Genomic DNA, 23,757 nt, shown 5'->3' with positions numbered 1-23,757 from the left:
GGCGTCGTGTCAGGCAACCTGATGCTGTCTGACACTCCCTCTTCGCGGGCAAGCCCGCTCCCACAGAAAAGCTCGACGCTGCGATCACAGCGCCGAAATTAACTCAAAATGATGAACAACATCTACAGGACAGCGAACGTGCCTTGCGCTTTTGCGACCAGTTTGTCGCCCTGTATCACGTCGGCTTCGACCACCAGCGTGCGCCGGCCCGGGTGAATCACCCGCGCCGTGCACATCACTTCGCCTTCGGAGACGGCGCGGATGTAGTTGATCTTGCACTCGATGGTCGCGCTCTGCTGGTCAAAGCCGTGGGTGCTGGAACAGGCCAGCCCCATGGCGATATCGACCAGACTGAACAGCGCGCCACCGTGCAGCTTGCCGCCGCGATTGCGCAGTTCGGGTTCCAGCGCCAGGGCGACTTGCGCCACCCCGGTTTCCAGGCTGTGCAGACGGCAGCCCAACAGCTTGAAAAACGCGCTCTCGACGAGCCCGGCCGGAATCTCCATCAGCGTTTCTTCAACTGCTTGGCGTTGGCGAACAGCGACGCCATCGCGTTATTGGCTGGAGCAGCCGGGGTGCTTTCCTTGCGCGGAGCCGAACCCTGCGACTGGCGTGGCGCCGAACCCGGACGCGAACCACGGGCACCGTCTATCTTCTCGCCCGGAGTGTCGCTCATGCGCATCGACAGGCCGACGCGTTTGCGCGGGATGTCGACTTCCATGACCTTCACTTTCACCACGTCACCGGCCTTCACCGCTTCGCGTGGATCCTTGATGAACTTCTCCGACAGCGCCGAAATATGCACCAGACCGTCCTGGTGCACGCCGATGTCGACGAACGCGCCGAACGCAGTCACGTTGGTCACCACGCCTTCGAGGATCATCCCCAGTTGCAGGTCTTTCAGGTCCTCGACGCCTTCCTGGAACTCGGCGGTCTTGAACTCCGGACGCGGGTCGCGGCCCGGTTTTTCCAGTTCCTGCAGGATGTCGGTGACGGTTGGCAGACCGAAGGTTTCGTCGGTGAACTTCTTCGGATCCAGACGCTTGAGGAACGCGGCGTCGCCGATCAGCGAGCGGATGTCGCGGTCGGTTTCGGCGGCAATGCGTTGCACCAGCGGATAGGCTTCCGGGTGAACGGCCGAGGAATCCAGCGGGTTGTCGCCGTTCATCACACGCAGGAAGCCGGCGGCCTGTTCGAAGGTTTTTTCGCCCAGACGCGCGACTTTCTTCAGTGCAGCGCGGGTCTTGAACGCGCCGTGCTCGTCACGGTGAGTCACGATGTTCTGCGCCAGGGTCGCGTTGAGGCCGGAGATCCGCGCCAGCAGCGCTACGGATGCGGTGTTCACGTCCACGCCCACGGCGTTCACGCAGTCCTCGACCACGGCGTCCAGGCCACGCGCCAGTTTCAGCTGCGACACGTCGTGCTGGTACTGGCCGACACCGATGGATTTCGGATCGATTTTCACCAGTTCGGCCAGTGGATCCTGCAGGCGACGGGCGATGGACACGGCACCACGGATCGATACGTCCAGATCCGGGAATTCCTTGGCCGCCAGTTCCGATGCCGAGTACACCGATGCGCCGGCCTCGGAGACCATGACCTTGGTCATTTTCATCGCTGGATATTTTTTGATCAGCTCGATGGCCAATTTGTCGGTTTCACGGCTGGCGGTGCCATTGCCGATGGCGATCAGGTCGACCGAGTGCTTGGCGCACAGGGCGGCCAGGATCGCGATGGTCTGATCCCATTTGTTGTGCGGCACGTGCGGGTAAACCGTAGCGTGATCCAGCAGCTTGCCGGTGGAGTCGACCACGGCCACCTTGCAGCCGGTGCGCAGGCCCGGGTCGAGGCCCAGGGTGGCACGCGGGCCGGCCGGGGCCGCCAGCAGCAGGTCGTGCAGGTTGTGGGCAAAGACGTTGATCGCTTCGGTTTCGGCGCCGTCGCGCAGCTCGCCGAGCAGGTCGGTTTCAAGGTGGGTGTAGAGCTTGACCTTCCAGGTCCAGCGCACCACTTCGCCCAGCCATTTGTCGGCCGGACGGTTCTGGTTCTGGATGCCGACGTGCTGGCCGATCATGCCTTCACAAGGATGCAGGGTGCCCGGCAACTCTTCGCCGACTTTCAGTGCGGAGCTGAGAATGCCTTCGTTGCGGCCACGGAAAATCGCCAGCGCGCGGTGCGACGGCATGCTTTTCAGCGGTTCGTCGTGTTCGAAGTAATCGCGGAACTTGGCGCCTTCCTCTTCCTTGCCGGCGATCACGCGGGCGCTGAGGGTGGCTTCCTGTTTCAGGTAGGTGCGCAGTTTTTCCAGCAGGTTGGCGTCTTCGGCGAAGCGCTCCATGAGGATGTACTTGGCGCCTTCCAGTGCAGCCTTGACGTCGGCCACGCCTTTTTCGGCGTCGATGAAGCGCGCGGCTTCGGCTTCCGGGGCCAGCGACGGGTCGTTGAACAGACCGTCGGCCAGCTCGCCGAGGCCGGCTTCCAGGGCGATCTGGCCCTTGGTGCGGCGCTTCTGCTTGTACGGCAGGTACAAGTCTTCGAGGCGGGTCTTGGTGTCGGCGAGTTTGATTTCGCGCTCCAGCTCAGGGGTGAGTTTGCCCTGCTCCTGGATGCTGGAAAGAATGCTGATGCGCCGTTCGTCGAGTTCTCGCAGGTAGCGCAGACGCTCTTCCAGATGACGCAACTGAGTGTCATCGAGGCTGCCGGTCACTTCTTTCCGGTAACGGGCGATGAAGGGAACGGTAGAGCCTTCATCGAGTAGCGCGACGGCCGCTTCGACCTGTTGTGGGCGTACGCCGAGTTCCTCGGCGATGCGGCTGTTGATGCTGTCCATAAAACCACCTGACAAATTGTGAAAGCAGGCTCGCAGGCACGTAAATAAAGGCCCGGAGTCTGGTTGGGCGGCCTGAAGCTTGCCGCTGCCTGGGTCAAAAGGCATTCCATTGACCCGTGAAATCGAACAATTACTGCGAGGGGCGGGAAAATAAGAGACGGCCACCTGCGGTAACGATTCAGACGTTGCCTGACACAAAAGGCCGCGCATTATAACCAGCGTTCTGTCATTCGGGGGCGACGCAGTCTGTAGGCTCAAGCCCCGGTTTTCTGGCAGTGAAGGAAAAATCTGCTAACAATGCACACGGTGCGTATAACGGCAGCTACGCCATAATGCGCGCCGAGCTAAAAGGAGCATCCAATGAGCAGCACTGCACAAACTGCTGAAGGCGAAAAAATTCTTATTGTTGACGACGATCCGGGGCTGAGCAGCCTGCTGGAACGCTTCTTCGTCAGCAAGGGCTACCGTGCCCGCGCCGTACCGAATACCGAGCAGATGGATCGTCTGCTGTCCCGTGAAGTGTTCAATCTGGTCGTTCTCGACCTGATGCTGCCGGGCGAAGACGGCCTGACCGCTTGCCGCCGCCTGCGTGGCGCGAACAATCAGATCCCGATCATCATGCTCACCGCCAAGGGCGACGAGCTGAGCCGTATCAAAGGCCTGGAACTGGGCGCCGACGACTATCTGGCCAAGCCGTTCAACCCGGACGAGTTGATGGCCCGCGTCAAAGCGGTCCTGCGCCGTCAGGCTGCACCGGTGCCAGGCGCGCCGGGCAGTGAAGAAGAAAACGTCACGTTCGGCGACTACGTACTGTCCCTGGCCACCCGCGAACTCAAGCGCGGCGACGAAGTGCACATGCTCACCACCGGTGAGTTTGCGGTACTCAAGGCCCTGGTGATGAACGCCCGTCAGCCGCTGACCCGCGACAAGCTGATGAACCTGGCCCGTGGCCGGGAATGGGATGCTCTGGAGCGTTCCATCGACGTGCAGATTTCCCGTCTGCGCCGGATGATCGAACCCGATCCGTCCAAACCGCGCTACATCCAGACTGTCTGGGGCGTGGGTTATGTGTTCGTGCCGGATGGCAACTCCACCAAGTGACGGGTGATTTGTAGGAGCGGGTCTGCGGGAAACGGTCGAAAGTGCCGCCTTCGCAGACTCGTTATCCGCAATATGCGAGCATTGCTCGCTCCTGCAAGTGCGTAGCGGTTATCCATGAAAACCCCTGTCTGGTTCCCCCAAAGTTTCTTCTCCCGCACCCTCTGGCTGGTGCTGATCGTCGTATTGTTTTCCAAGGCACTGACCCTGGTTTATCTGCTGATGAACGAGGATGTGCTGGTTGACCGCCAATACAGCCACGGCGTCGCCCTGACGCTGCGTGCCTATTGGGCCGCCGATGAAGAAAACCGCGCGAAGATCGCCGATGCCGCGACCCTGATCCGCGTAGTCGGTGCCGGTGTGCCGGAAGGCGAACAGCATTGGCCGTACAGCGAAATCTACCAGCGGCAGATGCAGGCGGAGCTGGGGGCCGACACCGAGGTTAGGTTGCGCATGCATTCGCCGCCGGCATTGTGGGTGCGTGCGCCTAGCCTGGGTGATGGCTGGCTGAAAGTACCGTTGTATCCGCATCCGTTGCGTGGCCAGAAAATCTGGAACGTACTCGGCTGGTTCCTTGCCATCGGGCTGCTCTCGACCGCGTCGGCATGGATCTTTGTCAGCCAGCTCAATCAGCCGTTGAAACGGCTCGTTTTTGCTGCTCGACAACTCGGCCAGGGCCGCAGCGTGCGCCTGCCGATCAGCGACACCCCGAGCGAAATGACCGAGGTTTATCGCGCCTTCAACCAGATGGCCGAGGACGTTGAACAGGCTGGTCGTGAACGAGAGCTGATGCTCGCCGGGGTTTCCCATGACTTGCGTACACCGCTGACCCGCCTGCGACTGTCACTGGAGCTGATGGGCGATCGCACCGATCTGACCGACGACATGGTGCGCGACATCGAAGACATGGACGCGATTCTCGACCAGTTCCTCGCGTTCATTCGCGATGGTCGGGACGAGTCGGTGGAGGAAGTGGATCTGAGCGATCTGGTGCGTGAAGTCGCGGCGCCGTACAACCAGAGTGAAGAGAAAGTGCGCTTGCGTCTGGAGCCGATCCAGCCGTTCCCGCTGCGTCGGGTGTCGATGAAGCGCCTGCTGAACAACCTGATCGGCAACGCATTGAACCATGCCGGCGGTAGCGTGGACGTCGCGGCCTATGTGTCCGGCGACACCAGCGCGCCGTACGTGGTGCTGAGTGTGATGGACCGTGGGGCGGGGATTGACCCTTCCGAGCTTGAAGCGATCTTCAACCCGTTCACCCGAGGGGATCGAGCACGAGGCGGGAAGGGCACCGGGCTGGGGCTGGCGATCGTGAAGCGGATTGCTTCGATGCATGGCGGCAATGTCGAGTTGCGTAACCGCTCCGGTGGCGGGCTGGAGGCGCGGGTGCGGTTGCCGCTGGGATTGATGCTGCCGCGGGACGCGGTTTAAGTTTCAGGCGGCCTTGCGGCCGCCTGAATCAAGGTTCATCCCTTGCCTTTGGTGCGAGTCATGTTCGGCCCGCCATTCTTCTCGAGATGCTCGATGATGATCCCCGCCACGTTCTTGCCGGTAGTGGTTTCGATCCCTTCCAGACCCGGCGACGAGTTCACTTCCATCACCAGAGGCCCGTGATTGGAGCGCAGGATATCCACCCCCGCCACCGCCAGGCCCATCACTTTGGCGGCGCGCAACGCGGTCATGCGCTCTTCCGGGGTGATCTTGATCAGGCTGGCGCTGCCGCCCCGGTGCAGGTTGGAGCGGAATTCCCCGGGCTTGGCCTGACGCTTCATGGCCGCAATCACCTTGTCGCCGACCACGAAGCAGCGGATGTCCGCGCCGCCCGCCTCCTTGATGTATTCCTGGACCATGATGTTCTGCTTCAGACCCATGAACGCCTCGATCACCGACTCCGCCGCCGTCGCCGTTTCGCACAGCACCACGCCGATGCCCTGTGTGCCCTCCAGCACCTTGATCACCAGCGGCGCGCCGTTGACCATGTCGATCAGGTCGGGAATGTCGTCCGGCGAGTGGGCGAATCCGGTCACCGGCAGGCCGATACCACGGCGTGACAGCAGTTGCAGCGAACGCAGCTTGTCCCGGGAACGGGCGATGGCCACCGATTCGTTGAGCGGAAACACCCCCATCATTTCGAACTGACGCAGCACCGCGCAGCCATAGAAAGTCACCGACGCACCGATCCGCGGGATCACCGCATCGAAACCTTCCAGCGGTTTGCCGCGATAGTGGATCTGCGGCTTGTGGCTGGCGATGTTCATGTAGGCGCGCAAGGTGTCGATCACCACCATTTCATGCCCGCGTTCGGTGCCGGCTTCGACCAGACGACGGGTGGAATACAGACGCGGGTTCCGCGACAGCACAGCGATCTTCATGCAACACCTGTGGAGGAGGTAGATACCGGGAACACCGGCTTGTCTTGTACATATTTGATGCCCGGATTGACCACCAGCTGGCCGTCGATCAAGGCTTTGGAACCGAGCAACAGGCGATAACGCATGGACTTGCGGCAGGCGAGGGTGAACTCGACCGGCCAGACCCGATCACCGAGGGCCAGGGTGGTGCTGATCACGTAGCGCACCTGGGCCTGGCCGTTGGAACTCTTGATGGTCTTGCGGGTGACCAGCGGCGCTTCACAACGCCGGTGGCGCAACTGCACCACCGTGCCCAGGTGCGCGGTGAAGCGCACCCACTTCTCGCCGTCCCGCTCGAACGGTTCGATGTCGGTGGCGTGCAGGCTGGAGGTACTGGCGCCGGTGTCGATTTTCGCCCGAAGGCCCGCGACTCCCAGATCCGGGAGCGCCACCCACTCGCGCAGACCGACAACGGTCAAATGGTCAAATGTCTTCAATGGAAAAAACCAACAATTAACGCGTCCACGCTCCAGGGGAAACCTGAGCTAACGCTTTGAATGCAGGCTTGGCGAACCAGAATCCCTGCATCAGAAATATTCCACAATCTGCCAGGAAATCCCGTTCACCAGCGCTTTCTATGCCTTCGGCGATGACTGTAACGTCCAAGTCCGCACAGATTGTGACAATCCCCCGAACGATAGCCTGACGAACACGGTCACGGTCGATATCGCGGATCAGCGCCATATCGAGTTTGATCAGGTCCGGCTGGAAATCGGCCAGTAGATTGAGCCCCGAATAGCCGGCACCGAAATCGTCGATGGCCGTCTTGAAGCCGAATTCGCGGTATTCACGCAGAATATTGGTCAAATGGCGATAGTTATCTACGTGCTCGCTTTCCAGTGTTTCGAAAATCAGACGGTCGATCGGGAAATTGTATTTCTTGGCGGCCTCCAGGGTGCTGCGAATGCATAACTCTGGACGATAGACGGCGTTGGGCATGAAGTTGATCGACAAGTGTGTCTGCATATTAAGCGCGGCTGCGCCTTCGATGGCGCGAGTCCGGCAGAGTTGGTCGAAACGGTAGCGGTTGTCTTCTGTAACCTGGTCCAGCACGGTTAACGCGCCTTCACCTGCCGGACCACGAACCAGTGCCTCGTAGGCGTAAACCGACTCGTCACGCAGATCCACGATGGGCTGATAAGCGAAGGAAAAATCGAAGCCCAGCGGCTCGCTTTGCTGGCAGCCCAGGCACCCGGATTTGGGCGAGGTCAATGACGACGGAAATTTGGTCACTCGATCACTCCATGCCGGTCAGCCGGCGAAGATCACAGTTTATCTGGAGGGCCGAGTTCTTGCGCCCGACAGAATCGGTAGTACAGTTTCCGACTACTGGCTGAACGAGGAATTCATATGGCGCAGAAACAGGAAGAGGACGACAAGGTCCGTCTCGATAAATGGCTGTGGGCTGCACGTTTTTTTAAAACCCGTGCCTTGGCCAAAGCCGCCATTGAAAGCGGCAAGGTGCATTGTCGGGGAGAGCGCTGCAAGCCTGGTAAAGAGCCACGCATCGGCGATGAATTCGAGATTCGTACCGGCTTCGATGAAAAGACGGTAGTGGTCCAGGCCCTGTCGATCGTGCGCCGTGGCGCGCCGGAAGCGCAGACGCTGTATACGGAAACCGAAGCCAGTATCGCCAAGCGCGAGGCGGCTGCGGCGATGCGCAAGGCGGGTGCGCTGGGCGTGACCACCGACGGTAAACCCAGCAAGAAACAGCGCCGGGATCTGTTTAAATTTCGTGGGAACAGTAGCGGCGAATAAAAAATCGCAGCCTGCATTCGCTCCCGAAGGAGCTGCTGCAGGCTGCGATCTTTTCAGGCGCAACGAATTACCGGAACGCCACCACACTCATCCGCGAAACCAGCGGCAACTTGCCTGCCAGGCCGAAAATCGGCGCGGTAACCTTCAGCCAGAAGTTCGCTGCGTGATAGGCAAACGGCGTGTAGTAACCCCAGCCCAACGCCCACACCGCCAGCAGCAGGCCACCGATGTAATCGTCCTGGCCCCAGTGCGCGCCGGCCACCAGTCGCGGCAGCATGAACAGCAGCGCCAGGCCCCAGATAGTGAGGAACTGGCCGGCTGAGCGACTGAACACGCTCATGAACAATGCCCAGATCAGCAGCACCGACGCATGGTCACCGGGAAAGCTCTGGCTGGAGCGATCCTTCAGCTCAAAGGTTTTCTCCAGATGCGGGAAGTAGTCGCTCATATGAACGGCGCCCTGGAGCACCATGGATGGGCTATTGTGCTGCCAGCCCATGTGGTCGGCGAATTTGGAAAACAGTGCGCGGATCACCACCATCAGCAGCAGGATCGAGAAAAATCCGAAGAAGGCGCGACGTACGTCAATCGCCTTGAACACCCAGTCACCCTTGATCAGCAGAGTCAGCAGAATCAGTCCGACGACAACGTCGAACGGGCGCAGACTTGCAATTGCCCAGATGTGGAGCCATATGGGGTTGCTGGCCAGTGGTGCATTGAGTGAGCGGAACAGCCACTCGTCGAAAACCACACACAGCATCTGGCCTGTAGGCCATAACCAGAAAGCCAGTAGTGCCAATGGCACTGCATTGCACAGAACCAGCCGGCCGAGGTTCCACCTTGATTGGAACAAACCCGGATTGTTCATAAAATGCCTCCCGTGGCTGAACATAGGCATCAAAATGGATGCCAGAAGCGCGGGATTTTCATTCTTTGTAACCTTTTTGTCATTAAAATCAGATACCTAGACCTATGACCGATTTCCTCGATACCGATTACACCCAACGCTTCATCTTCGATGACAGCGACACGCGCGGCGAACTGGTGTCGCTGGAACGCAGCTACGCCGAAGTGCTCGCCAAGCACCCGTACCCGGAGCCGGTTGCGCAATTGCTGGGCGAATTCATGGCTGCCGCGTCGTTGCTGGTGGGCACTCTGAAATTCGATGGCTTGCTGATTCTGCAGGCTCGCTCCGAAGGCCCTATCCCGCTGCTGATGATCGAATGCTCCAGCGAGCGTGAAATCCGTGGCCTGGCCCGTTACGAGGCTGACCTGATCGCCCCCGACGCGACCCTCGCCGACCTGATGCCCAACGGTGTTCTGGCCCTGACGATCGACCCGACGGTAGGCCAGCGTTACCAGGGTATCGTCGACCTTGACGGCGAAACCCTGTCCGATTGCTTCACCAACTACTTCGTCATGTCCCAGCAGGTCGGCACCCGCTTCAAGCTGTGCGCCGATGGCCGTCGCGCCCGTGGCCTGCTGCTGCAGCAACTGCCTGCCGATCGCCTGAAAGATGAAGAAGAACGCGCCGCCAGTTGGCAGCACATCACTGCGCTGGGCAACACCCTGACTGCGGATGAACTGTTGAGCCTGGACAACGAAACGGTCCTGCATCGCCTCTACCATGAAGAGCAGGTCCGTCTGTTCGATGTGCAGAAATTGCGCTTCCACTGCAGCTGCTCCCGCGAGCGTTCGGGCAATGCGCTGGTCAGCCTGGGTCTGGAAGATGCGCAGCAATTGGTGGCCGAGCAGGGTGGCAGCGTCGAGATCGATTGCCAGTTCTGCAACCAGCGCTACCTGTTCGATGCGGCGGATATCGCTCAATTGTTCGCTGGCGCAGGCGTCGAGACGCCGTCAGATACCCGGCACTAAAACGGTTCAGCGCAGGTAAATTCACTGCTCAGCGACGGAATAACGCCGTTACGACGGGAGGGCCCTACTCTTTTTGGGCTTTTCTGGCATAATCCGGCCCACTTTTTTCGCGGTAGTAGTGCACGACTTTCTACTACAAAACGTTTGGAGCACACTCGGCCACTGGCCGACGGGGAACCTCATGACGCAAGCCAATAACGCCGTGTACACCGATCTGAGTGTTGATGATCTGGTAAAAGAAGCCCTGAAACGCGGTGAAGGCGAGCTTGCCGATACCGGCGCTCTGGTTGTTCGCACCGGTCACCGCACCGGCCGTTCGCCAGTCGACCGTTTCATCGTTGAAGAGCCTTCCACCCAGGACGCCATCGCCTGGGGCCCGATCAACCGCAAGTTCCCGGCCGACAAGTTCGACGCGCTGTGGGCTCGTGTCGAGGCGTTCAACAACGCGCAAGAGCATTTCGTTTCCCACGTGCATGTAGGCGCGGCCGAAGATCACTACCTGGCCGTGAAGATGACCACTCAGACTGCCTGGCAGAACCTGTTCGGTCGTTGCCTGTTCATCAACCCGGCCCAATACAACCCGGCCGGTCGTGAAGAGTGGCAAGTGCTGAACGTGGCCAACTTCGAGTGTGTGCCTGAGCGTGACGGCACCAACTCCGACGGTTGCGTGATCCTCAACTTCGCCCAGAAAAAAGTGCTGATCGCCGGCATGCGTTACGCCGGTGAAATGAAGAAAGCCATGTTCTCGGTGCAGAACTTCCTGCTGCCGGCTTCCGACGTGCTGCCAATGCACTGCGCTGCCAACATCGGCGAAGCAGGCGACGTGACCCTGTTCTTCGGTCTGTCCGGCACCGGCAAGACCACCCTGTCCGCCGACGAAAGCCGTTACCTGATCGGTGACGACGAACACGGCTGGGGCGAAGGCGTTGTCTTCAACATCGAAGGCGGCTGCTACGCCAAGTGCATCGACTTGTCCGAGAAGAACGAGCCGGTCATCTGGAAAGCCATCAAGCACGGCGCGGTGCTGGAAAACGTCGTGATCGACGATGCCAAGCACGCCGACTACGCCGATGTCAGCCTGACCCAGAACAGCCGCGCAGCCTACCCGCTGGAGCACGTTGCCAAGCGTTCCGAGAAGAACCTGGGCGGCGAGCCGAACGCTGTGATCTTCCTGACCTGCGACCTGACCGGCGTACTGCCGCCAGTGTCGATCCTGAACAACGAACAAGCGGCTTACCACTTCCTTTCCGGCTACACCGCACTGGTGGGCTCGACTGAAATGGGTTCGGGCAGCGGCATCAAGTCGACCTTCTCCACCTGCTTCGGCGCACCGTTCTTCCCGCGTCCGGCTGGCGAATACGCTGAACTGCTGATCAAGCGCATCAAGGGCTTCGGCTCCAAGGTCTACCTGGTCAACACCGGCTGGACCGGCGGTGGCTACGGCGTCGGCAAACGCTTCAACATCCCGACCACCCGCGCCGTGATCGCAGCGATCCAGAGCGGTGCACTGATCGGTGCCGAAACCGAACACCTGGACACCATCAACCTGGACGTGCCACTGGCCGTACCGGGCGTCGAAACCAACCTGCTCAACCCGCGCAACACCTGGGCTGACAAGGCTGCGTACGACGAAGCTGCCAAAGCACTGGCCGGTCTGTTCATCGAGAACTTCAAGAAGTTCGACGTGAGCGACGCGATCAAGGCTGCCGGGCCTAAGTTGTAAGGCTTAGTTCTGGTGAATGAAAAAGCCGCCTATTGAGGGCGGCTTTTTTGTGCGCATTCATTTTCTCAATGGGCCAATGCATTCAAAACATGAACCGGGTCGTTATGAATGGCCTTCAGCAGAGCTTTTGCCGGCCCGGTTGGCTCGCGACGACCCTGTTCCCAATTTCGTAGAGTGCCGAGTTGGACGTCGATCAGTGCCGCAAATTTGGTTTGGGTCAAACCGGTAGCTTTACGAATTTCTTTGACCTGCAATGCATCAACGTGGAATTCGCGAGAAGGTGCGCGCTCGCCTCGTATGATCTCGTCCATCTCTTGCACACTTTCCATCAGCTCATCAAAAAATTTGCTCATGGGCATCTCCATTTTTCGATCAAGACCTTGAGTGCTTTACGCTCATCGCTGGACAGATCGTGTTGTTCATTTTTAGGGTAGATCATCAATAATCCGATTTGTGACGCCGAAACGAAGTGGTAGTAGATCACCCGTGCTCCGCCTCGCTTGCCGTGTCCTTTCGCTGCGATTCGGGTTTTGCGGATCCCGCCTGTGCCTTCAATTACATCGCCAATCGAAGGACTTACAACCAGTTGCTTCTGAAAAGCGGCATACGTGTCATCGTCCAGCAGCTCTTTTACTCGACGGGTAAAGATCCGAGTCTCAACAAAAATCATCGTAAATGTACGCCATTGGCTTACCTTCCAGCAATGCTGAAGGGATTTGAGTAGATGACTGGTAAGTGATCGTTCTCATGTCGAACATGGGAACGATCTGATCACTCAACCTCAGACTGGAGCTTTCCAGTTGAGCATTCGTTGCTGGGCGACCTGCAACAGGTCAAACCCGTCTTTGGTCAGCAGGTAAAGGGCGTGGGTGATGTGGGGAATGTCTTCTACATCGGCGTGTTTGAAGCAGAGGCAGTAGAGGGTTTGCAGCAGGTCGCTTGAGGCGCGCAGGCGCTGGACGGCGCATTCGAGGATGTCTTGCGGGTTGGCATCGGTGTCGATGACCAATGGCTTGGTGTCGGTGAGGTTGGTATCAAGTGGGCTGTAGCGATCGTTGGGGAACTGGTTCCATGATTTCATTGGTTAGACTCTCTCAAGTATCCGAAGAACCGCCAACATCATGACCAAACGATAGGAGGCGGACTGTGTTCGGGTTGGTCAACCAGAGAGAGAGAACTCCAGGTACGCCGAAGCGTCCCAAACACAGCCGCCATAAAGCGTGCCGCGTGAATCAGGCGGCAAGCATACAAGGGCATGCGAAGTTTCTCTCTCATTTTCAGGTGACCAAACCCGAGTCGCTGATTTGGCAGCGACAGTCACGACTATAGATTTGAGCTAACAAACGGTGATAGCCGATAAGGCATCACTCCATGTAGGACGTGGATGAAGATTTAATAGGGTCGTTCCTACGGATTCTTGCGTGTTCTCAACAGTTCACGTTTCGCTGCCATCAAGCGTCTCGACTCTTCATCGGGGATGCTTGGCCGTGGATCATCGATGCTTTTCTGAACTTGCCGAGTAACCCACTCTTTGTAGGTCTCTTCGTCGCAGTGAGGTTCAATTCCGTCAGTGGATCTATCCATCGTTCAATTCTCCCGTGATTGTGTTGACGTCTGTTACCAGTCCCGCCTCAACGAATCGCCCGATACGCCTCAACATCCAGCACACTCGTTGTCAGCCCGCTCGCCGGTGTGTAGATCGTGCCTTTCACCGTCGAGAACGGGACGCCTTTGCTGCCCAGCGACACGTAGCGCTCGCCCTGATCCAGTTCGGTGAACCAGGTGTAGGAGCACTTCTCCATGGCCTTGTATTTCGCTGCCGCGTTGACGATGGCGGCAGTGTGGTTTCGAAGGTCGGCGTCGGTGAGGTTGAGGTTCTTGTTTAGTACAGTGCCCCAGCGTTTCAGGCAGACCTCGGCAAAGTGACGGACGATGAGGCCGGGTTCGGCCAGCACTTTGGGACCACTGTTGCCATCGGCGGAGGCGTTGCCGACCAGAGTGGCGTGACGGCCGGGCATGGGGAAAATGCTGGTTTTGGTGCCGGTAGCGGTTTGCGGGATGACGCAGCTGAAGCCTTTCGAGCGTTCGTCCCGAGCATAAAAACCTACGTACTCTTTTACGTTGGCGCTCAGCTTCACCCGGTGCTCCTGAAAGTTGCCAATGCCCGGCACCGGGTCAATGGCAAAGATATTCACCGGGATGTTTTTCAGCGCACTGTCGTTGAACATGGCATTGGCCAGCATATGGCAACTAATTCCGCCGCGGCTCCAACCCACCAGATTGACTTTTGTTGGAATGACACCGTCCTTGCGGAACGTTTTAATGATTTGTTCCTGTAACTTCTGTTGCGTGATGCTGCGGTCGCCGTAGTTGTATTTGCGCCACAGCCAGGAACCCTCGACCTTTACATCTTCAATCAGAATGCCGGCAGCTTTGAGTCGGTTATATTCCGCTTCGGTCAGTTGCTCACGTTGCCAGTCGCATTGGCCTTTGATGATGTTCATCGCGTGTTGGACGTTTTCCTCCCAGCCCTTGCCGAACAAGGTTCCGCTAAGGCCGTAGTCCTTGGATTGGGTGAACAGCTCATCGGCCTGCAGGTTGCTGGTGCCAGGGCCATCGACCACGATCCATTCGGCGAACTCGCGACCGGCATGATGGGAGGCCAGTGTGGAGACCAATTCGCCATTCCAATAGTTTTCGTGGGTGTTATCAAACTTTGTCGAACCTGTACCGCAGAAGAAAATAGTCAGCGTAGTCATGTTGTTGCTCTTGGTTGATGTAAGAGCAAGCAGGCTAGTTCTGAACTTTGTAGTAATGGAAGCGAAGGGTTGTTGCGAACTTTGTAAGTGCGGCTGGCGGCGTTAATTATTTATCCGTTGTCTTGCAGCTTCCAGCAAGTCACAGCCGTCCTGCGTCAACAAATAAAGCGCATTGATGATGTTGGGGATATCTTTGACGTCGGCCTGTTTGAAACACAGGCAGTAAAGAGTTTCCAGCAGATCACTGGCGGCACGCAGGCGTTGATCGGCGGCATTGAGCAGGTCGCCAGGTTTGGCTTCGGTGTCGATGACCATGACCGGGGTATCGCCGTCGCAGGTTTTGAGAGGGCGAAAACGAGTATTCAGCGGTATGTACATGTTCATGATTGAGGCGTGTCCTTTACGAAGTCGCTTTGGCGGGCCGACACAGTGTTTTCAGCCGCGCCGGCCACTATAGAAGGGCGCCATCGAATGGGACAAGACAGCCACAATGGACAGAATTCGTAGGGGTTTTTCCGGGGTTCGGGCATTTGCCCTACGTGTTTTTGCAGCATTTTCACAGCCAAACCCTGATGAGCGAAATTTCCCACACGTTTGTCAGGCGAATCCCGGTAAACCTCTGTATGGTGCGCGCCAGAATCCGTAGGGCGTTTCCAGACGTCCGACACACGCTTAAAGGGAATTAGGTATGCAATGGCTACGAATGGCCTCGATCATTTTGCTGTGGGCCAGTGGTTGTCGTTTAACGTTGGCCTCCGACATGGGCAACGGGCTGGCGCTGGCCAACCTGGAGCGCACCGGTTGGCCCGACGCGCTCACCACTCAGGCTGACATCGATACAGCCTCCCGCGCTGAAGTGCTGATCTTCGGCAAGGCACTGTTGGCGAGCGAAGCCCTGGACGAGTCGGGACTCAAGCAACGACTGGGCGTGCAGCAAATGCAGCTCAAGTCGATCAGGCAAGTGCGCGACGGGCTGTGGGATCGCTTGCTCGACACCTACCGCAACGCCAGCAACAACTGCGACGAACAAGCATTTTGCCCACGGGTACGCAGCGTTGCCGACTTGCGTCAATTGGCGGCAGCCTTCACCGGCGATATCAGCCCGGCCCATGCACGGTGGGCAAGCAAGAGCCTCGATGTGCATGAGCGGGTACTGGATGAGCAACTGCGGGTAGCCGTGTTGCGGCCCTGACACAGCGCTTGCGAGGGTTAAGCCGAGGGCGCCTCGGTGACGATCACGACGCTGGCCAGGATCGGCGGAAAGTCGTCGGGAGAGGGCGTGCAGCCTCCCAGCAGCAGGGAGGCAAAGATCAGGGCGAGGTGCAGTTTCAGGTTGTTCGACATGTTCACTCCTTGATAAAAATCCATGCGCCTCGGCCGTCCTGGCTCGAGGCGTAACGGACATTACCTTCGGGTCGATTCACGCGGCGAGGAACAAAGTGTTTCATTTGTTTGATCCCGTGACAGAGCCGTCGACGCTGTATCATCCCGTATCGATTTGCCCCCCGACCTATTCTCGACTCGCTGCGATCGCCCGCTAGGCTGTTGGCATCACAGCGGTCAACGGAGTGACAGCGAATGCACAACACCCTGGAACAGGTTTTCGGTTATCCACAATTTCGACCCGGTCAGGAAGCGGCAATCAGCGCTGTGCTGGCCGGGCGCTCGGCGGCGGCGATCTTTCCCACGGGCTCCGGCAAGTCCCTTTGCTACCAGGTCCCGGCGCTCCTGCTGCCGCACCTGACGCTGGTGGTTTCGCCGTTGCTGGCGCTGATGCAGGATCAGCTTGAGTTTTTGCGGCGCCATGGTATTTCGGCAGGCAGCATTGATTCTGCGCAGAGTCGCGAAGACGCCAATGATGTGATGGCCCGCGCCCGTTCAGGCGAACTGAAGATCCTGATGATTTCCGTTGAGCGCCTGAAGAACGAGCGTTTTCGCAACTTTTTGCAGCAGGTGCCGATCTCGATGCTGGTGGTGGATGAGGCGCACTGCATCTCCGAATGGGGCCACAATTTTCGGCCCGACTACCTCAAGCTGCCGGACTACCAGCGTCAGTTCAACATTCCGCAGACCTTGCTGCTGACTGCCACGGCAACGCCGAAAGTCATCGCCGACATGCAGGCGAAATTCGCCATCGCCGCTGAAGATGTGGTGACCACCGGTTTCTATCGACCCAACCTCAATCTGCTGGTGGAGCCGGTACGCGGTGAGGACAAGCGCCGACGGCTGGTGGAGTGGATGGCCGAGCGGACTGGCCAGCCGAGCATCGTCTACGTCACCCTGCAGAAAACCGCCGAACACATCGCCGAGCATCTGGGGCGCCATGGCATTCAGGCCGAGGCTTACCACGCCGGGTTGCCCCACGAGCAACGGGAAGCGATCCAGAAGCGCTTCATGGGCGGGCAGTCCAATTGCATCGTCGCCACCATCGCGTTCGGCATGGGCATCGACAAGAGCGACATCCGCAACGTGGTGCATTTCGACCTGCCCAAATCCATCGAAAACTACAGCCAGGAAATCGGCCGCGCCGGACGTGACGGGCAACCCTCCGACTGCCTGGTGCTGGCCAATCGCGACAGCCTCAATGTGCTGGAAAACTTCGTGTACGGCGACACGCCGGAGCGCGATGGCATTCGCCATGTGCTGGACGAGTTGCAGGCCGCCGCACCTGAAGGTCAGTGGGAGTTCTTGCTCGGGCCATTGGCGGATCAGAGCAACATCCGTGCGCTGCCGTTGAAGACGTTGCTGGTGCAACTGGAGCTGCGAGGGCTGATTGCTCCACGCTACGCGTACTACGCCGAATACCGATTCAAGTACCTGCTGGAGCCCGAGGCGTTGCTCGAACGTTTCGATGGCGAGCGCAGGGAGTTCGTGGCGGCGATCATTCAGACTTCCAGTCGCGCCCGGACCTGGGCCACGGTGGATTTCGAGGCGATGTACACGCAGTACTCGGCCGAGCGCAATCGGGTGGTGAAGGCACTGGATTACTTTCAGGAGAAGGGCTGGGTCGAGCTGGAAAGCAAGCAGATGACCGAGGTCTACAACGTGCTGCACAGCGCCTTCGACAGCCAGGTCTTGAGTGGCGAGTTGCATGATTACTTCACTCGCCACGAACAGGCCGAAGTGGCGCGAATTCACGCGATGCTCGAATTGTTCGCCACCGAGCGTTGCCTGGGTTATCGACTGGCAGAGTACTTCGGTGATCACAACGCCCCCGAGCAATGCGGGCATTGTTCGGTGTGTCACGGGCAGATCGCCCGGCTACCGGAACCTCCGGAGTTGCCGGCGCTTGTGGATAAAAGTTTCCCGGCGTTGTGCGACGATTTTATCCACAGGCACGAGCAGCAGACTGGCAGTACTCCTTCGGCGGAACGGCTGACGCGGTTTCTGTGCGGGATCAGCGTGCCGCTGTTTACCAAACTCAAGGCGCGAACCATCTCCGGGTATGCGGCGCTGGAGGAGTATCCCTACGCGGACGTGCGAGCGTGGGCTCAGGTGCATCTCTGAGGCATCGAATCCATCTGCTGAATGTCGATCATCACGGCAATGAGCTTCAAAAATCGCCGTTGGCTGACTATGGTGAAGGCTGTCTTTGGATCTCCAACAAGAGAACAACATGAGCCAGACATCCTTCGAAATCCGCCAGGCCGCCGTGATCGGCGCCGGCACCATGGGCCGCGGCATTGTCATGTGCCTGGCCAACGCCGGCGTGTCAGTGCAATGGGTCGATAACAATCCACAGATGCTTGAGCAGGCGCTGAAGACGGTGGCCGATACCTATGCGCACAACGTGCGTCAGGGGCGGATCGATCAGGCCGAGGCAGATGCGCGAATCGCCCGGATCAGTGCGGCGGCGGATTATGTGGCGATCCGCAATGTCGACCTGGTGATCGAAGCAGTGTATGAAAACCTTGAGCTCAAGCAGAAGATCTTCCGTGAGCTCGATGGCCTTCTGAAGCCTGAAGCGCTGCTGGCGAGCAATACCTCGGCGTTGGATATCGACGCGATTGCCGCCGCGACACGGCGGCCGACTCAAGTGCTGGGTCTGCACTTCTTCAGCCCGGCACACATCATGAAACTGCTGGAAATAGTCCGTGGTGCGCAGACCTCGCCGGCAGCGCTGGAAGCTGCGCTCGAGCTGGGCAAGCGCATGGGCAAGGTCAGCGTGGTATCGGGCAACTGCCACGGATTCATCGGTAATCGCATGCTACATCCTTACGTGCTCGAGGCGCGCAAGATGCTGCTTGAGGGGGCCTGGCCGCAGCAGATCGACGCGATATTGCAGGGCTTCGGTTTTGCCATGGGACCGTTTCGCATGTACGACGTGGTCGGCATCGATCTTGAGTGGCGTGCCCGTGAGCTGGCCGGCAAGGGCCAGGACGCTCCAGAGGTTCAAGTGGATAACCGCTTGTGCGAATTGGGGCGGTTCGGGCAAAAATCCGGTAATGGCTACTACCACTACGAACCGGGCAGTCGTCAGGCCGAGCATGATCCCGAGGTGGATGCGCTGGTGCTGCGCGTCAGCGAAGGTCTGGGGTTTCATCGCCGCGAGATCGGCTCCGAGGAGATCCTTGAGCGCTGTCTGCTGGCACTGGTCAACGAGGGCGCGAAGATTCTGCAGGAAGGGATTGCCGAGTCGGCGCATGACATCGATCAGGTGTACCTGAATGGCTATGGCTTCCCGGCTGAGAGGGGCGGGCCGATGGCCTGGGCGGACGATCAGGGTCTGGCAGACATTCACCAGCGGTTGCTGGCGCTGGAGACGCGGCAGGGCGATCAATGGCGACCGGCGCAGTTGATTGGCGAGTTGGCGGCGCGAGGAAAGGGTTTTTACCTTTAGACTGGGCAGATAACTCAAGGAATCGACACTGATGTCCAACCCGATGCCGCAACGCGCCGATTACCCGCATTTCCAGCCGATCACCACCCGTTGGCATGACAACGATGCCTACGGCCACGTCAACAACGTCACCTACTACAGCTTTTTCGATACGGCCGTGAACACTTACCTGATTCAGGTGGGCGGCCTGGATATCCACGATGGCGAGGTGGTGGGGTTTGTGGTGAGTTCGTCTTGCGATTACTTCGCCTCGATTGCTTTCCCGGACCGGATCGAAGTCGGCCTGCGGGTTGGCAAGCTGGGCAACAGCTCTGTGCAATACGAGCTGGCGGTGTTCAAGGCTGACGAAAACGAAGCCTGTGCGGCGGGGCGCTTCGTGCATGTGTTCGTTGATCGGGCGTCGAATCAGCCGGTGGCGATCCCTGCAGGTTTGCGCGGGGCGCTGGAACGTCTGGCGGTTTGACAGGCAAAAAAAATCGCAGCTCGGGGGAGCTGCGATCTGGCTGTACCGGGTATGAGGCGAGGCCTCAGTCGCGGTAGTAGCGGTGATGCTTGCGATGACCGTAGGCGTGGCCGCGACCACGGTGCTCGTCGCGGTAATAGCGACGATCATCACGCCCGCGATCGTAATGACGGTCTTCGCGATTGCTTTCGTTGCCCATGTAGTTACCCAGCGCGCCACCGGCGCCGCCACCTGCTGCGGCGCCGATCAGGCTGCCGGTGGTGCCGCCCATGCTGCGGCCAACCACGTTACCGCCGGCTGCGCCCAGCGCACCGCCAATGGCGGCTTCGCCACGGCTGTGTTTGTTGGCGCCAACCGCGCTACCACCCGCGCCACCCAGGGCCGCGCCAATGGTTGAACCTGTGCTGCCGCCTAAGGACTGACCGACGACCGAGCCAAGAACCCCGCCCAATGCGCCGCCCACACCTGCTTCGGTGGTGCCTCCGGCAGAAGCGAAGCCACTGACCAGGCCAAGGGACAACAAGAGAATCGAGGAGAACTTCATAGAGGAGCCTCAAAGGGATGACGGCGCGATCCTGAGGCTGTGTAACAAGGCTGACAATCGAAATCCGACGAATAACACGACCTGTATGCAATTATGCAAGTTGCTGATTTTTGAGCGGAACTTAACCGATTTTGGCCGGTCTTTAGCTACTTCACAAAGGCCGCTTTTATGCAAAAGCGGCCTTTTTTGTGGGCGCAGGAAAGTTTTGTATCAGGCCGATTTGGCCATGATCAGCCCTGTCTCACTCGCCGCTTCCAACCGGATCGCAATGAACTTCGACGTCGGTGTATGGCTGCCGTCCCCGGTGCTTTCCAGCGGCACCAGCGGATTCACCTCAGGGTAATAAGCCGCCGCTTGTCCCGCCGGAATATCGAACGCCAGCAGCGTGAAGCCCTTCACCCGACGCTCGCGACCATCGTCCCACAGCGACACGATGTCAGCCTTTTGCCCAGGCTTGAAGCCGAGACGAATGATGTCTGCTTCGTTGGCGAACAGCACGTCGCGCTGCCCTTTCACCCCGCGATAACGGTCGTCGAGACCATAAATCGTCGTGTTGTACTGATCGTGGGAGCGCATCGATTGCAGGATCAGGTCTGGCAGTTGACCGGTGGCGCGTGTGCGTTCGTGGATCAGGTCCTTGGGCAGCATGTTCGGCTTGAAGTTGGCCCGACCGGAAGTGGTGTTCCATTTACGCGCGCCAGCGCTGTTGCCGAGGTAGAAACCGCCCGGGTTCTTGACCTTCTCGTTGAAGTCCTTGAAGCCAGGAATGGTGTCGGCGATCAGTTCGCGAATGCGCCGGTAGTCAGCTACCAGCCAGTTCCAGTCCACCGGCTTGCTGCCCAGAGTCGCGGCGGCGATGCCGGCGATGATCGACGGCTCCGAACGCATCTGGTTCGACAGCGGCTGCAACTGGCCGTTGGAGGCGTGCACCATGCTGAACGAGTCTTCCACGGTGACGGCTTGCGGGCCTTCGGTCTGGATGTCGATGTCGGTGCGGCCCAGGCACGGCAGGATCAGAGCGTCCTTGCCATGGGCGAGGTGGCTGCGGTTGAGTTTGGTGCTGATCTGCACGGTCAGGTCGCAGTTGCGCAGAGCCTGGAAGGTGCGCGGGCTGTCCGGCGTGGCCTGGGCAAAGTTGCCGCCCAGACCGATGAACACCTTGGCGCGACCTTCAGCCATCGCGTGAATCGCTTCGACCACGTTGTGCCCGTTGTGGCGCGGCACCTTGAACTGGAAGCGGCGCTCCAGGGAATCGAGGAACGCCACTGGCGGACGTTCGTTGATGCCCATGGTGCGGTCGCCCTGCACGTTACTGTGGCCACGTACCGGGCACAGACCGGCGCCGGGTTTGCCGATGTTGCCGCGCAGCAGCATCAGGTTGGCGATTTCCTGGATGGTCGGCACCGAATGGCGATGTTGGGTGATGCCCATCGCCCAGCACATGATCACGTTCTTGCCTTTGGCGTACATGCGTGCCGCTTGCTCGATTTCCACCAGCGTCAGGCCGGACTGCGCGACGATCTGCTCCCACGGCGTGTCATCGACGACGCCGAGGTACTCCAGCACGTTGACGCTGTGTTCATTGAGGAAGTCATGATCGAACACTGCCGGCGCACCGGTCTTCTGCGCATCGCGTTCCCATTGCAGCAGGAACTTGGCCATGCCGCGCAGCACCGCCATGTCACCGCCCAGTGCCGGGCGGAAATACGCGGTGTTGGTCGGCTTGTCACCGTTGGTGAGCATTTCGATCGGGTGCTGCGGATGCTGGAAGCGTTCCAGACCACGCTCTTTCAGCGGATTGATGCAGACCACCTGAGCGCCGCGTTTCACCGCTTCACGCAGCGGCTCAAGCATGCGCGGGTGGTTGGTGCCGGGGTTCTGGCCCCAGACGAAAATCGCATCGGCGTGTTCGAAGTCGTCGAAGGTCACGGTGCCTTTGCCGACGCCGACACTCTGCGCCAATGCCACACCGCTGGCCTCGTGGCACATGTTCGAGCAGTCGGGGAAGTTGTTGGTGCCGAACGCGCGCACGAACAACTGATACAGGTACGCCGCTTCGTTGCTGGCGCGGCCCGAGGTGTAGAACTCGGCCTGATCCGGGCTCGACAACGCTTGCAGGTGTTTGCCGATCAGCGCGTAGGCATCGTCCCAACTGATTGGCTTGTAGCGGTCGGTTTCGGCGTCATAGACCACCGGCTCGGTGAGGCGGCCCTGATATTCGAGCCAGTAGTCGCTCTGCTCCAGCAACGAGGTGACGCTGTGTTTGGCGAAGAATTTGCCGTCCACCCGCCGCTTGGTCGCTTCCCAGTTCACCGCTTTGGCGCCGTTCTCGCAGAACTTGACCATGCCGCTTTCCGGCGAATCGCCCCAGGCGCAGCCCGGGCAATCGAAGCCGCCGTTCTGGTTGGTCTTGAGCATCATGCGCAGGTTTTTCAGCGCGTTGTCGCTGGTCAACCAGGCCTGGGCCACGCTGATCAGCGCACCCCAGCCGCCGGCGGCGCCCTTGTACGGCTTGTAGCGCGGGACGGGTTTCTGGTCGGCTTGATGGTGTTGGCTCACGAGTGTTTCTCCATTTCTGGGCTATACACCCGCGGCGCGTTCTTCTGCGGCAGGTGGATGAGATTGAGGTTATGGCGGCGGGCCCATTGCACGGCGAGGCCGGTGGGCGCGGACAGACTGACGAGTGTCTGGATCCCGGCGCGCAGTACTTTCTGGATCAATTCGAGGCTGCAACGGCTGGTGACAATGGCCAGGCCGCCGGTTGTGGATATCTTTTGCCGGATCAGGCCACCGATCAGTTTGTCGAGGGCGTTGTGCCGGCCGATGTCTTCACGGCCCAGCAGCAATTCACCGCTGGCGTTCATGAACACTGCCGCGTGCACCGCGCCGCAATGTTGGCCCAGCGGCTGGAATGCGCCGATGCGCTGGCGCAGACCGTCGAGCCATTGGGCCGGCGGCAGAGGTGCGCCGGGCAAGACCTTGAGATCGGGCAATGCCTGTTCCACCGCTTCTACGCCGCACAACCCGCAGCCGCTGGTGCCGGCCAGTTGCCGACGCTGCTGCTTGAGGTTCCAGAAGGCACGGTTGGCGATTGTCACTTGCGCATATTGCGCCGAACCCGAACCGGTCAGTTGCAGGTCATAGATGTCGGTGGCGTCTTCGATGATGCCGCTGCCCAGGCTGAAACCGACGATGAAGTCTTCCAGGTCGGTCGGCGTCACCAGCATCACCGCCTGGCTGATGCCGTTGTAGGCAATCGCCAAGGCGACTTCCTCGGCCAGCGCAGTGCTGGCCGACTCCGCCAGGGGCAGGTCGCTGTAGCTGTAGGTCTGACTGGCGGCGGGCGCGGGCGTTTCAAGTGCAGGCGCCGCGCAGGCCGGGCGCTTGGCGTTCATGGCATCACCGACGGATTGATCAACGTTAAGACTAGGCGCGGCAACTTGTCGCGTCTAATCG

Annotated in this window: 25 protein-coding genes; 9 read left to right on the top strand and 16 right to left on the bottom strand. The window is 59.5% G+C overall.

The features are described from left to right. Positions 1-122: 122 nt before the first annotated feature. Together ACW9HX_RS13670 and ACW9HX_RS13665 are read right to left on the bottom strand one after the other, a co-directional pair. Complete coding sequence (locus ACW9HX_RS13670; RefSeq protein ID WP_457381011.1) at positions 123-506, bottom strand: PaaI family thioesterase; 384 nt, start codon at positions 504-506, stop codon at positions 123-125. Continuing rightward, positions 506-2,830, bottom strand: coding sequence for a Tex family protein (locus tag ACW9HX_RS13665; protein ID WP_457381010.1), 2,325 nt, complete (start codon positions 2,828-2,830; stop codon positions 506-508). The genes ACW9HX_RS13670 and ACW9HX_RS13665 overlap by 1 nt, the downstream gene beginning before the upstream one ends. A gap of 360 nt (positions 2,831-3,190) precedes the next feature. Here ACW9HX_RS13665 and ompR point away from each other — a divergent pair, with 360 nt between their 5' ends. Both ompR and ACW9HX_RS13655 read left to right on the top strand, forming a co-directional pair. Then, complete coding sequence (gene ompR, locus ACW9HX_RS13660; protein WP_007952694.1) at positions 3,191-3,931, top strand: osmolarity response regulator transcription factor OmpR; 741 nt, start codon at positions 3,191-3,193, stop codon at positions 3,929-3,931. A 114-nt stretch (positions 3,932-4,045) separates the two neighbouring features. Further along, positions 4,046-5,359, top strand: coding sequence for an ATP-binding protein (locus ACW9HX_RS13655; RefSeq protein ID WP_457381009.1), 1,314 nt, complete (start codon positions 4,046-4,048; stop codon positions 5,357-5,359). A gap of 35 nt (positions 5,360-5,394) precedes the next feature. Here the strand turns inward: ACW9HX_RS13655 and rimK are convergent, their stop codons facing one another. The 3 genes from rimK to rimA are packed head-to-tail and all read right to left on the bottom strand — an operon-like array spanning position 5,395 to position 7,572. Further along, positions 5,395-6,300: a 30S ribosomal protein S6--L-glutamate ligase gene (gene rimK, locus ACW9HX_RS13650; RefSeq protein ID WP_007949201.1), complete on the bottom strand. Its 906-nt coding sequence runs from the start codon at positions 6,298-6,300 to the stop codon at positions 5,395-5,397. Beyond that, a complete protein-coding gene (gene rimB, locus ACW9HX_RS13645; RefSeq protein WP_065257793.1) occupies positions 6,297-6,776 on the bottom strand; it encodes a retropepsin-like aspartic endopeptidase RimB in 480 nt (159 codons plus the stop codon). Before rimB ends, rimK begins: the two co-directional genes overlap by 4 nt. A gap of 16 nt (positions 6,777-6,792) precedes the next feature. Continuing rightward, a complete protein-coding gene (gene rimA / locus ACW9HX_RS13640; RefSeq protein WP_457381008.1) occupies positions 6,793-7,572 on the bottom strand; it encodes a S6 modification regulatory phosphodiesterase RimA in 780 nt (259 codons plus the stop codon). 117 nt (positions 7,573-7,689) lie between these two features. Here rimA and ACW9HX_RS13635 point away from each other — a divergent pair, with 117 nt between their 5' ends. Then, positions 7,690-8,097, top strand: a complete 408-nt coding sequence (locus ACW9HX_RS13635) for an RNA-binding S4 domain-containing protein (RefSeq protein ID WP_457381007.1) — start codon at positions 7,690-7,692, stop codon at positions 8,095-8,097. Positions 8,098-8,164: 67 nt separating this feature from the next. Here ACW9HX_RS13635 and ACW9HX_RS13630 read toward each other — a convergent pair whose 3' ends face one another. After that, positions 8,165-8,965 carry a phosphatase PAP2 family protein gene (locus tag ACW9HX_RS13630; RefSeq protein ID WP_457381006.1) on the bottom strand — a complete coding sequence of 267 codons (801 nt, stop codon included), beginning with the start codon at positions 8,963-8,965 and terminating at the stop codon, positions 8,165-8,167. A 104-nt stretch (positions 8,966-9,069) separates the two neighbouring features. Between ACW9HX_RS13630 and hslO the strand changes: the two genes are divergently transcribed. After that, a complete protein-coding gene (hslO, locus tag ACW9HX_RS13625) occupies positions 9,070-9,972 on the top strand; it encodes an Hsp33 family molecular chaperone HslO (protein ID WP_085712714.1) in 903 nt (300 codons plus the stop codon). A 181-nt stretch (positions 9,973-10,153) separates the two neighbouring features. Continuing rightward, positions 10,154-11,695, top strand: a complete 1,542-nt coding sequence (locus ACW9HX_RS13620) for a phosphoenolpyruvate carboxykinase (protein ID WP_085733328.1) — start codon at positions 10,154-10,156, stop codon at positions 11,693-11,695. A 65-nt stretch (positions 11,696-11,760) separates the two neighbouring features. Here ACW9HX_RS13620 and nadS read toward each other — a convergent pair whose 3' ends face one another. The 6 genes from nadS to ACW9HX_RS13590 form a co-directional block, all read right to left on the bottom strand. Then, on the bottom strand, positions 11,761-12,048 hold the full coding sequence (nadS, locus tag ACW9HX_RS13615; protein ID WP_197870130.1) for a NadS family protein: 288 nt from the start codon (positions 12,046-12,048) through the stop codon (positions 11,761-11,763). Beyond that, on the bottom strand, positions 12,045-12,365 hold the full coding sequence (locus tag ACW9HX_RS13610; protein ID WP_197870129.1) for a type II toxin-antitoxin system RelE/ParE family toxin: 321 nt from the start codon (positions 12,363-12,365) through the stop codon (positions 12,045-12,047). Before ACW9HX_RS13610 ends, nadS begins: the two co-directional genes overlap by 4 nt. A gap of 111 nt (positions 12,366-12,476) precedes the next feature. Next, complete coding sequence (locus ACW9HX_RS13605) at positions 12,477-12,776, bottom strand: hypothetical protein (RefSeq protein WP_457381005.1); 300 nt, start codon at positions 12,774-12,776, stop codon at positions 12,477-12,479. Positions 12,777-13,102: 326 nt separating this feature from the next. Then, the gene (locus tag ACW9HX_RS13600) at positions 13,103-13,279 is read right to left on the bottom strand and encodes an antitoxin PaaA2 family protein (protein WP_343226933.1); all 177 of its coding nucleotides are present in this window, start codon (positions 13,277-13,279) and stop codon (positions 13,103-13,105) included. 47 nt (positions 13,280-13,326) lie between these two features. Continuing rightward, on the bottom strand, positions 13,327-14,454 hold the full coding sequence (locus ACW9HX_RS13595; RefSeq protein WP_457381004.1) for a hypothetical protein: 1,128 nt from the start codon (positions 14,452-14,454) through the stop codon (positions 13,327-13,329). Between the two features lie 102 nt (positions 14,455-14,556). Beyond that, complete coding sequence (locus tag ACW9HX_RS13590; RefSeq protein ID WP_457381003.1) at positions 14,557-14,838, bottom strand: hypothetical protein; 282 nt, start codon at positions 14,836-14,838, stop codon at positions 14,557-14,559. 304 nt (positions 14,839-15,142) lie between these two features. Here ACW9HX_RS13590 and ACW9HX_RS13585 point away from each other — a divergent pair, with 304 nt between their 5' ends. Continuing rightward, entirely contained in the window at positions 15,143-15,646 is a 504-nt protein-coding gene (locus ACW9HX_RS13585; RefSeq protein ID WP_457381002.1) for a polysaccharide deacetylase, read from the top strand. Positions 15,647-15,663: 17 nt separating this feature from the next. On the opposite strand, the gene ACW9HX_RS13580 is transcribed toward ACW9HX_RS13585, so the two are convergent. Beyond that, positions 15,664-15,798 (bottom strand): hypothetical protein, encoded by a 135-nt coding sequence (locus ACW9HX_RS13580; RefSeq protein ID WP_457381001.1) that lies wholly within the window; start codon positions 15,796-15,798, stop codon positions 15,664-15,666. Between the two features lie 234 nt (positions 15,799-16,032). Here ACW9HX_RS13580 and ACW9HX_RS13575 point away from each other — a divergent pair, with 234 nt between their 5' ends. From ACW9HX_RS13575 to ACW9HX_RS13565, 3 genes are all read left to right on the top strand, one after another. Then, positions 16,033-17,961: a RecQ family ATP-dependent DNA helicase gene (locus tag ACW9HX_RS13575; protein ID WP_457381000.1), complete on the top strand. Its 1,929-nt coding sequence runs from the start codon at positions 16,033-16,035 to the stop codon at positions 17,959-17,961. Between the two features lie 109 nt (positions 17,962-18,070). Then, positions 18,071-19,294, top strand: coding sequence for a 3-hydroxyacyl-CoA dehydrogenase NAD-binding domain-containing protein (locus ACW9HX_RS13570; protein ID WP_457380999.1), 1,224 nt, complete (start codon positions 18,071-18,073; stop codon positions 19,292-19,294). A gap of 31 nt (positions 19,295-19,325) precedes the next feature. Further along, entirely contained in the window at positions 19,326-19,757 is a 432-nt protein-coding gene (locus ACW9HX_RS13565; RefSeq protein WP_457380998.1) for an acyl-CoA thioesterase, read from the top strand. A 64-nt stretch (positions 19,758-19,821) separates the two neighbouring features. Here the strand turns inward: ACW9HX_RS13565 and ACW9HX_RS13560 are convergent, their stop codons facing one another. The 3 genes from ACW9HX_RS13560 to fdhD all read right to left on the bottom strand — a co-directional run bounded on the left by ACW9HX_RS13560 (position 19,822) and on the right by fdhD (position 23,696). Further along, positions 19,822-20,301 carry a glycine zipper domain-containing protein gene (locus ACW9HX_RS13560; protein ID WP_457380997.1) on the bottom strand — a complete coding sequence of 160 codons (480 nt, stop codon included), beginning with the start codon at positions 20,299-20,301 and terminating at the stop codon, positions 19,822-19,824. A gap of 210 nt (positions 20,302-20,511) precedes the next feature. Further along, positions 20,512-22,860: an FdhF/YdeP family oxidoreductase gene (locus tag ACW9HX_RS13555; RefSeq protein WP_457380996.1), complete on the bottom strand. Its 2,349-nt coding sequence runs from the start codon at positions 22,858-22,860 to the stop codon at positions 20,512-20,514. Continuing rightward, positions 22,857-23,696, bottom strand: coding sequence for a formate dehydrogenase accessory sulfurtransferase FdhD (fdhD, locus tag ACW9HX_RS13550; protein ID WP_457380995.1), 840 nt, complete (start codon positions 23,694-23,696; stop codon positions 22,857-22,859). Before fdhD ends, ACW9HX_RS13555 begins: the two co-directional genes overlap by 4 nt. Positions 23,697-23,757 lie beyond the last annotated feature (61 nt).

Source organism: Pseudomonas sp. SDO52101_S400 (assembly GCF_054071635.1).
Note: the sequence above shows the minus strand (reverse complement) of the source record. Positions and strands in the feature narration are given on the sequence as shown.

Excerpts from the sequence above, each read along its gene's own strand:
- ACW9HX_RS13670 (WP_457381011.1), bottom strand. The coding sequence starts at position 506 with ATGGAGATTCCGGCCGGGCTCGTCGAGAGCGCGTTTTTCAAGCTGTTG.
- ACW9HX_RS13665 (WP_457381010.1), bottom strand. The coding sequence starts at position 2,830 with ATGGACAGCATCAACAGCCGCATCGCCGAGGAACTCGGCGTACGCCCA.
- ompR (WP_007952694.1), top strand. The coding sequence starts at position 3,191 with ATGAGCAGCACTGCACAAACTGCTGAAGGCGAAAAAATTCTTATTGTT.
- ACW9HX_RS13655 (WP_457381009.1), top strand. The coding sequence starts at position 4,046 with ATGAAAACCCCTGTCTGGTTCCCCCAAAGTTTCTTCTCCCGCACCCTC.
- rimK (WP_007949201.1), bottom strand. The coding sequence starts at position 6,300 with ATGAAGATCGCTGTGCTGTCGCGGAACCCGCGTCTGTATTCCACCCGT.
- ACW9HX_RS13635 (WP_457381007.1), top strand. The coding sequence starts at position 7,690 with ATGGCGCAGAAACAGGAAGAGGACGACAAGGTCCGTCTCGATAAATGG.
- ACW9HX_RS13630 (WP_457381006.1), bottom strand. The coding sequence starts at position 8,965 with ATGAACAATCCGGGTTTGTTCCAATCAAGGTGGAACCTCGGCCGGCTG.
- hslO (WP_085712714.1), top strand. The coding sequence starts at position 9,070 with ATGACCGATTTCCTCGATACCGATTACACCCAACGCTTCATCTTCGAT.
- ACW9HX_RS13620 (WP_085733328.1), top strand. The coding sequence starts at position 10,154 with ATGACGCAAGCCAATAACGCCGTGTACACCGATCTGAGTGTTGATGAT.
- nadS (WP_197870130.1), bottom strand. The coding sequence starts at position 12,048 with ATGAGCAAATTTTTTGATGAGCTGATGGAAAGTGTGCAAGAGATGGAC.
- ACW9HX_RS13610 (WP_197870129.1), bottom strand. The coding sequence starts at position 12,365 with ATGATTTTTGTTGAGACTCGGATCTTTACCCGTCGAGTAAAAGAGCTG.
- ACW9HX_RS13605 (WP_457381005.1), bottom strand. The coding sequence starts at position 12,776 with ATGAAATCATGGAACCAGTTCCCCAACGATCGCTACAGCCCACTTGAT.
- ACW9HX_RS13600 (WP_343226933.1), bottom strand. The coding sequence starts at position 13,279 with ATGGATAGATCCACTGACGGAATTGAACCTCACTGCGACGAAGAGACC.
- ACW9HX_RS13595 (WP_457381004.1), bottom strand. The coding sequence starts at position 14,454 with ATGACTACGCTGACTATTTTCTTCTGCGGTACAGGTTCGACAAAGTTT.
- ACW9HX_RS13590 (WP_457381003.1), bottom strand. The coding sequence starts at position 14,838 with ATGAACATGTACATACCGCTGAATACTCGTTTTCGCCCTCTCAAAACC.
- ACW9HX_RS13585 (WP_457381002.1), top strand. The coding sequence starts at position 15,143 with ATGCAATGGCTACGAATGGCCTCGATCATTTTGCTGTGGGCCAGTGGT.
- ACW9HX_RS13580 (WP_457381001.1), bottom strand. The coding sequence starts at position 15,798 with ATGTCGAACAACCTGAAACTGCACCTCGCCCTGATCTTTGCCTCCCTG.
- ACW9HX_RS13575 (WP_457381000.1), top strand. The coding sequence starts at position 16,033 with ATGCACAACACCCTGGAACAGGTTTTCGGTTATCCACAATTTCGACCC.
- ACW9HX_RS13570 (WP_457380999.1), top strand. The coding sequence starts at position 18,071 with ATGAGCCAGACATCCTTCGAAATCCGCCAGGCCGCCGTGATCGGCGCC.
- ACW9HX_RS13565 (WP_457380998.1), top strand. The coding sequence starts at position 19,326 with ATGTCCAACCCGATGCCGCAACGCGCCGATTACCCGCATTTCCAGCCG.
- ACW9HX_RS13560 (WP_457380997.1), bottom strand. The coding sequence starts at position 20,301 with ATGAAGTTCTCCTCGATTCTCTTGTTGTCCCTTGGCCTGGTCAGTGGC.
- fdhD (WP_457380995.1), bottom strand. The coding sequence starts at position 23,696 with ATGAACGCCAAGCGCCCGGCCTGCGCGGCGCCTGCACTTGAAACGCCC.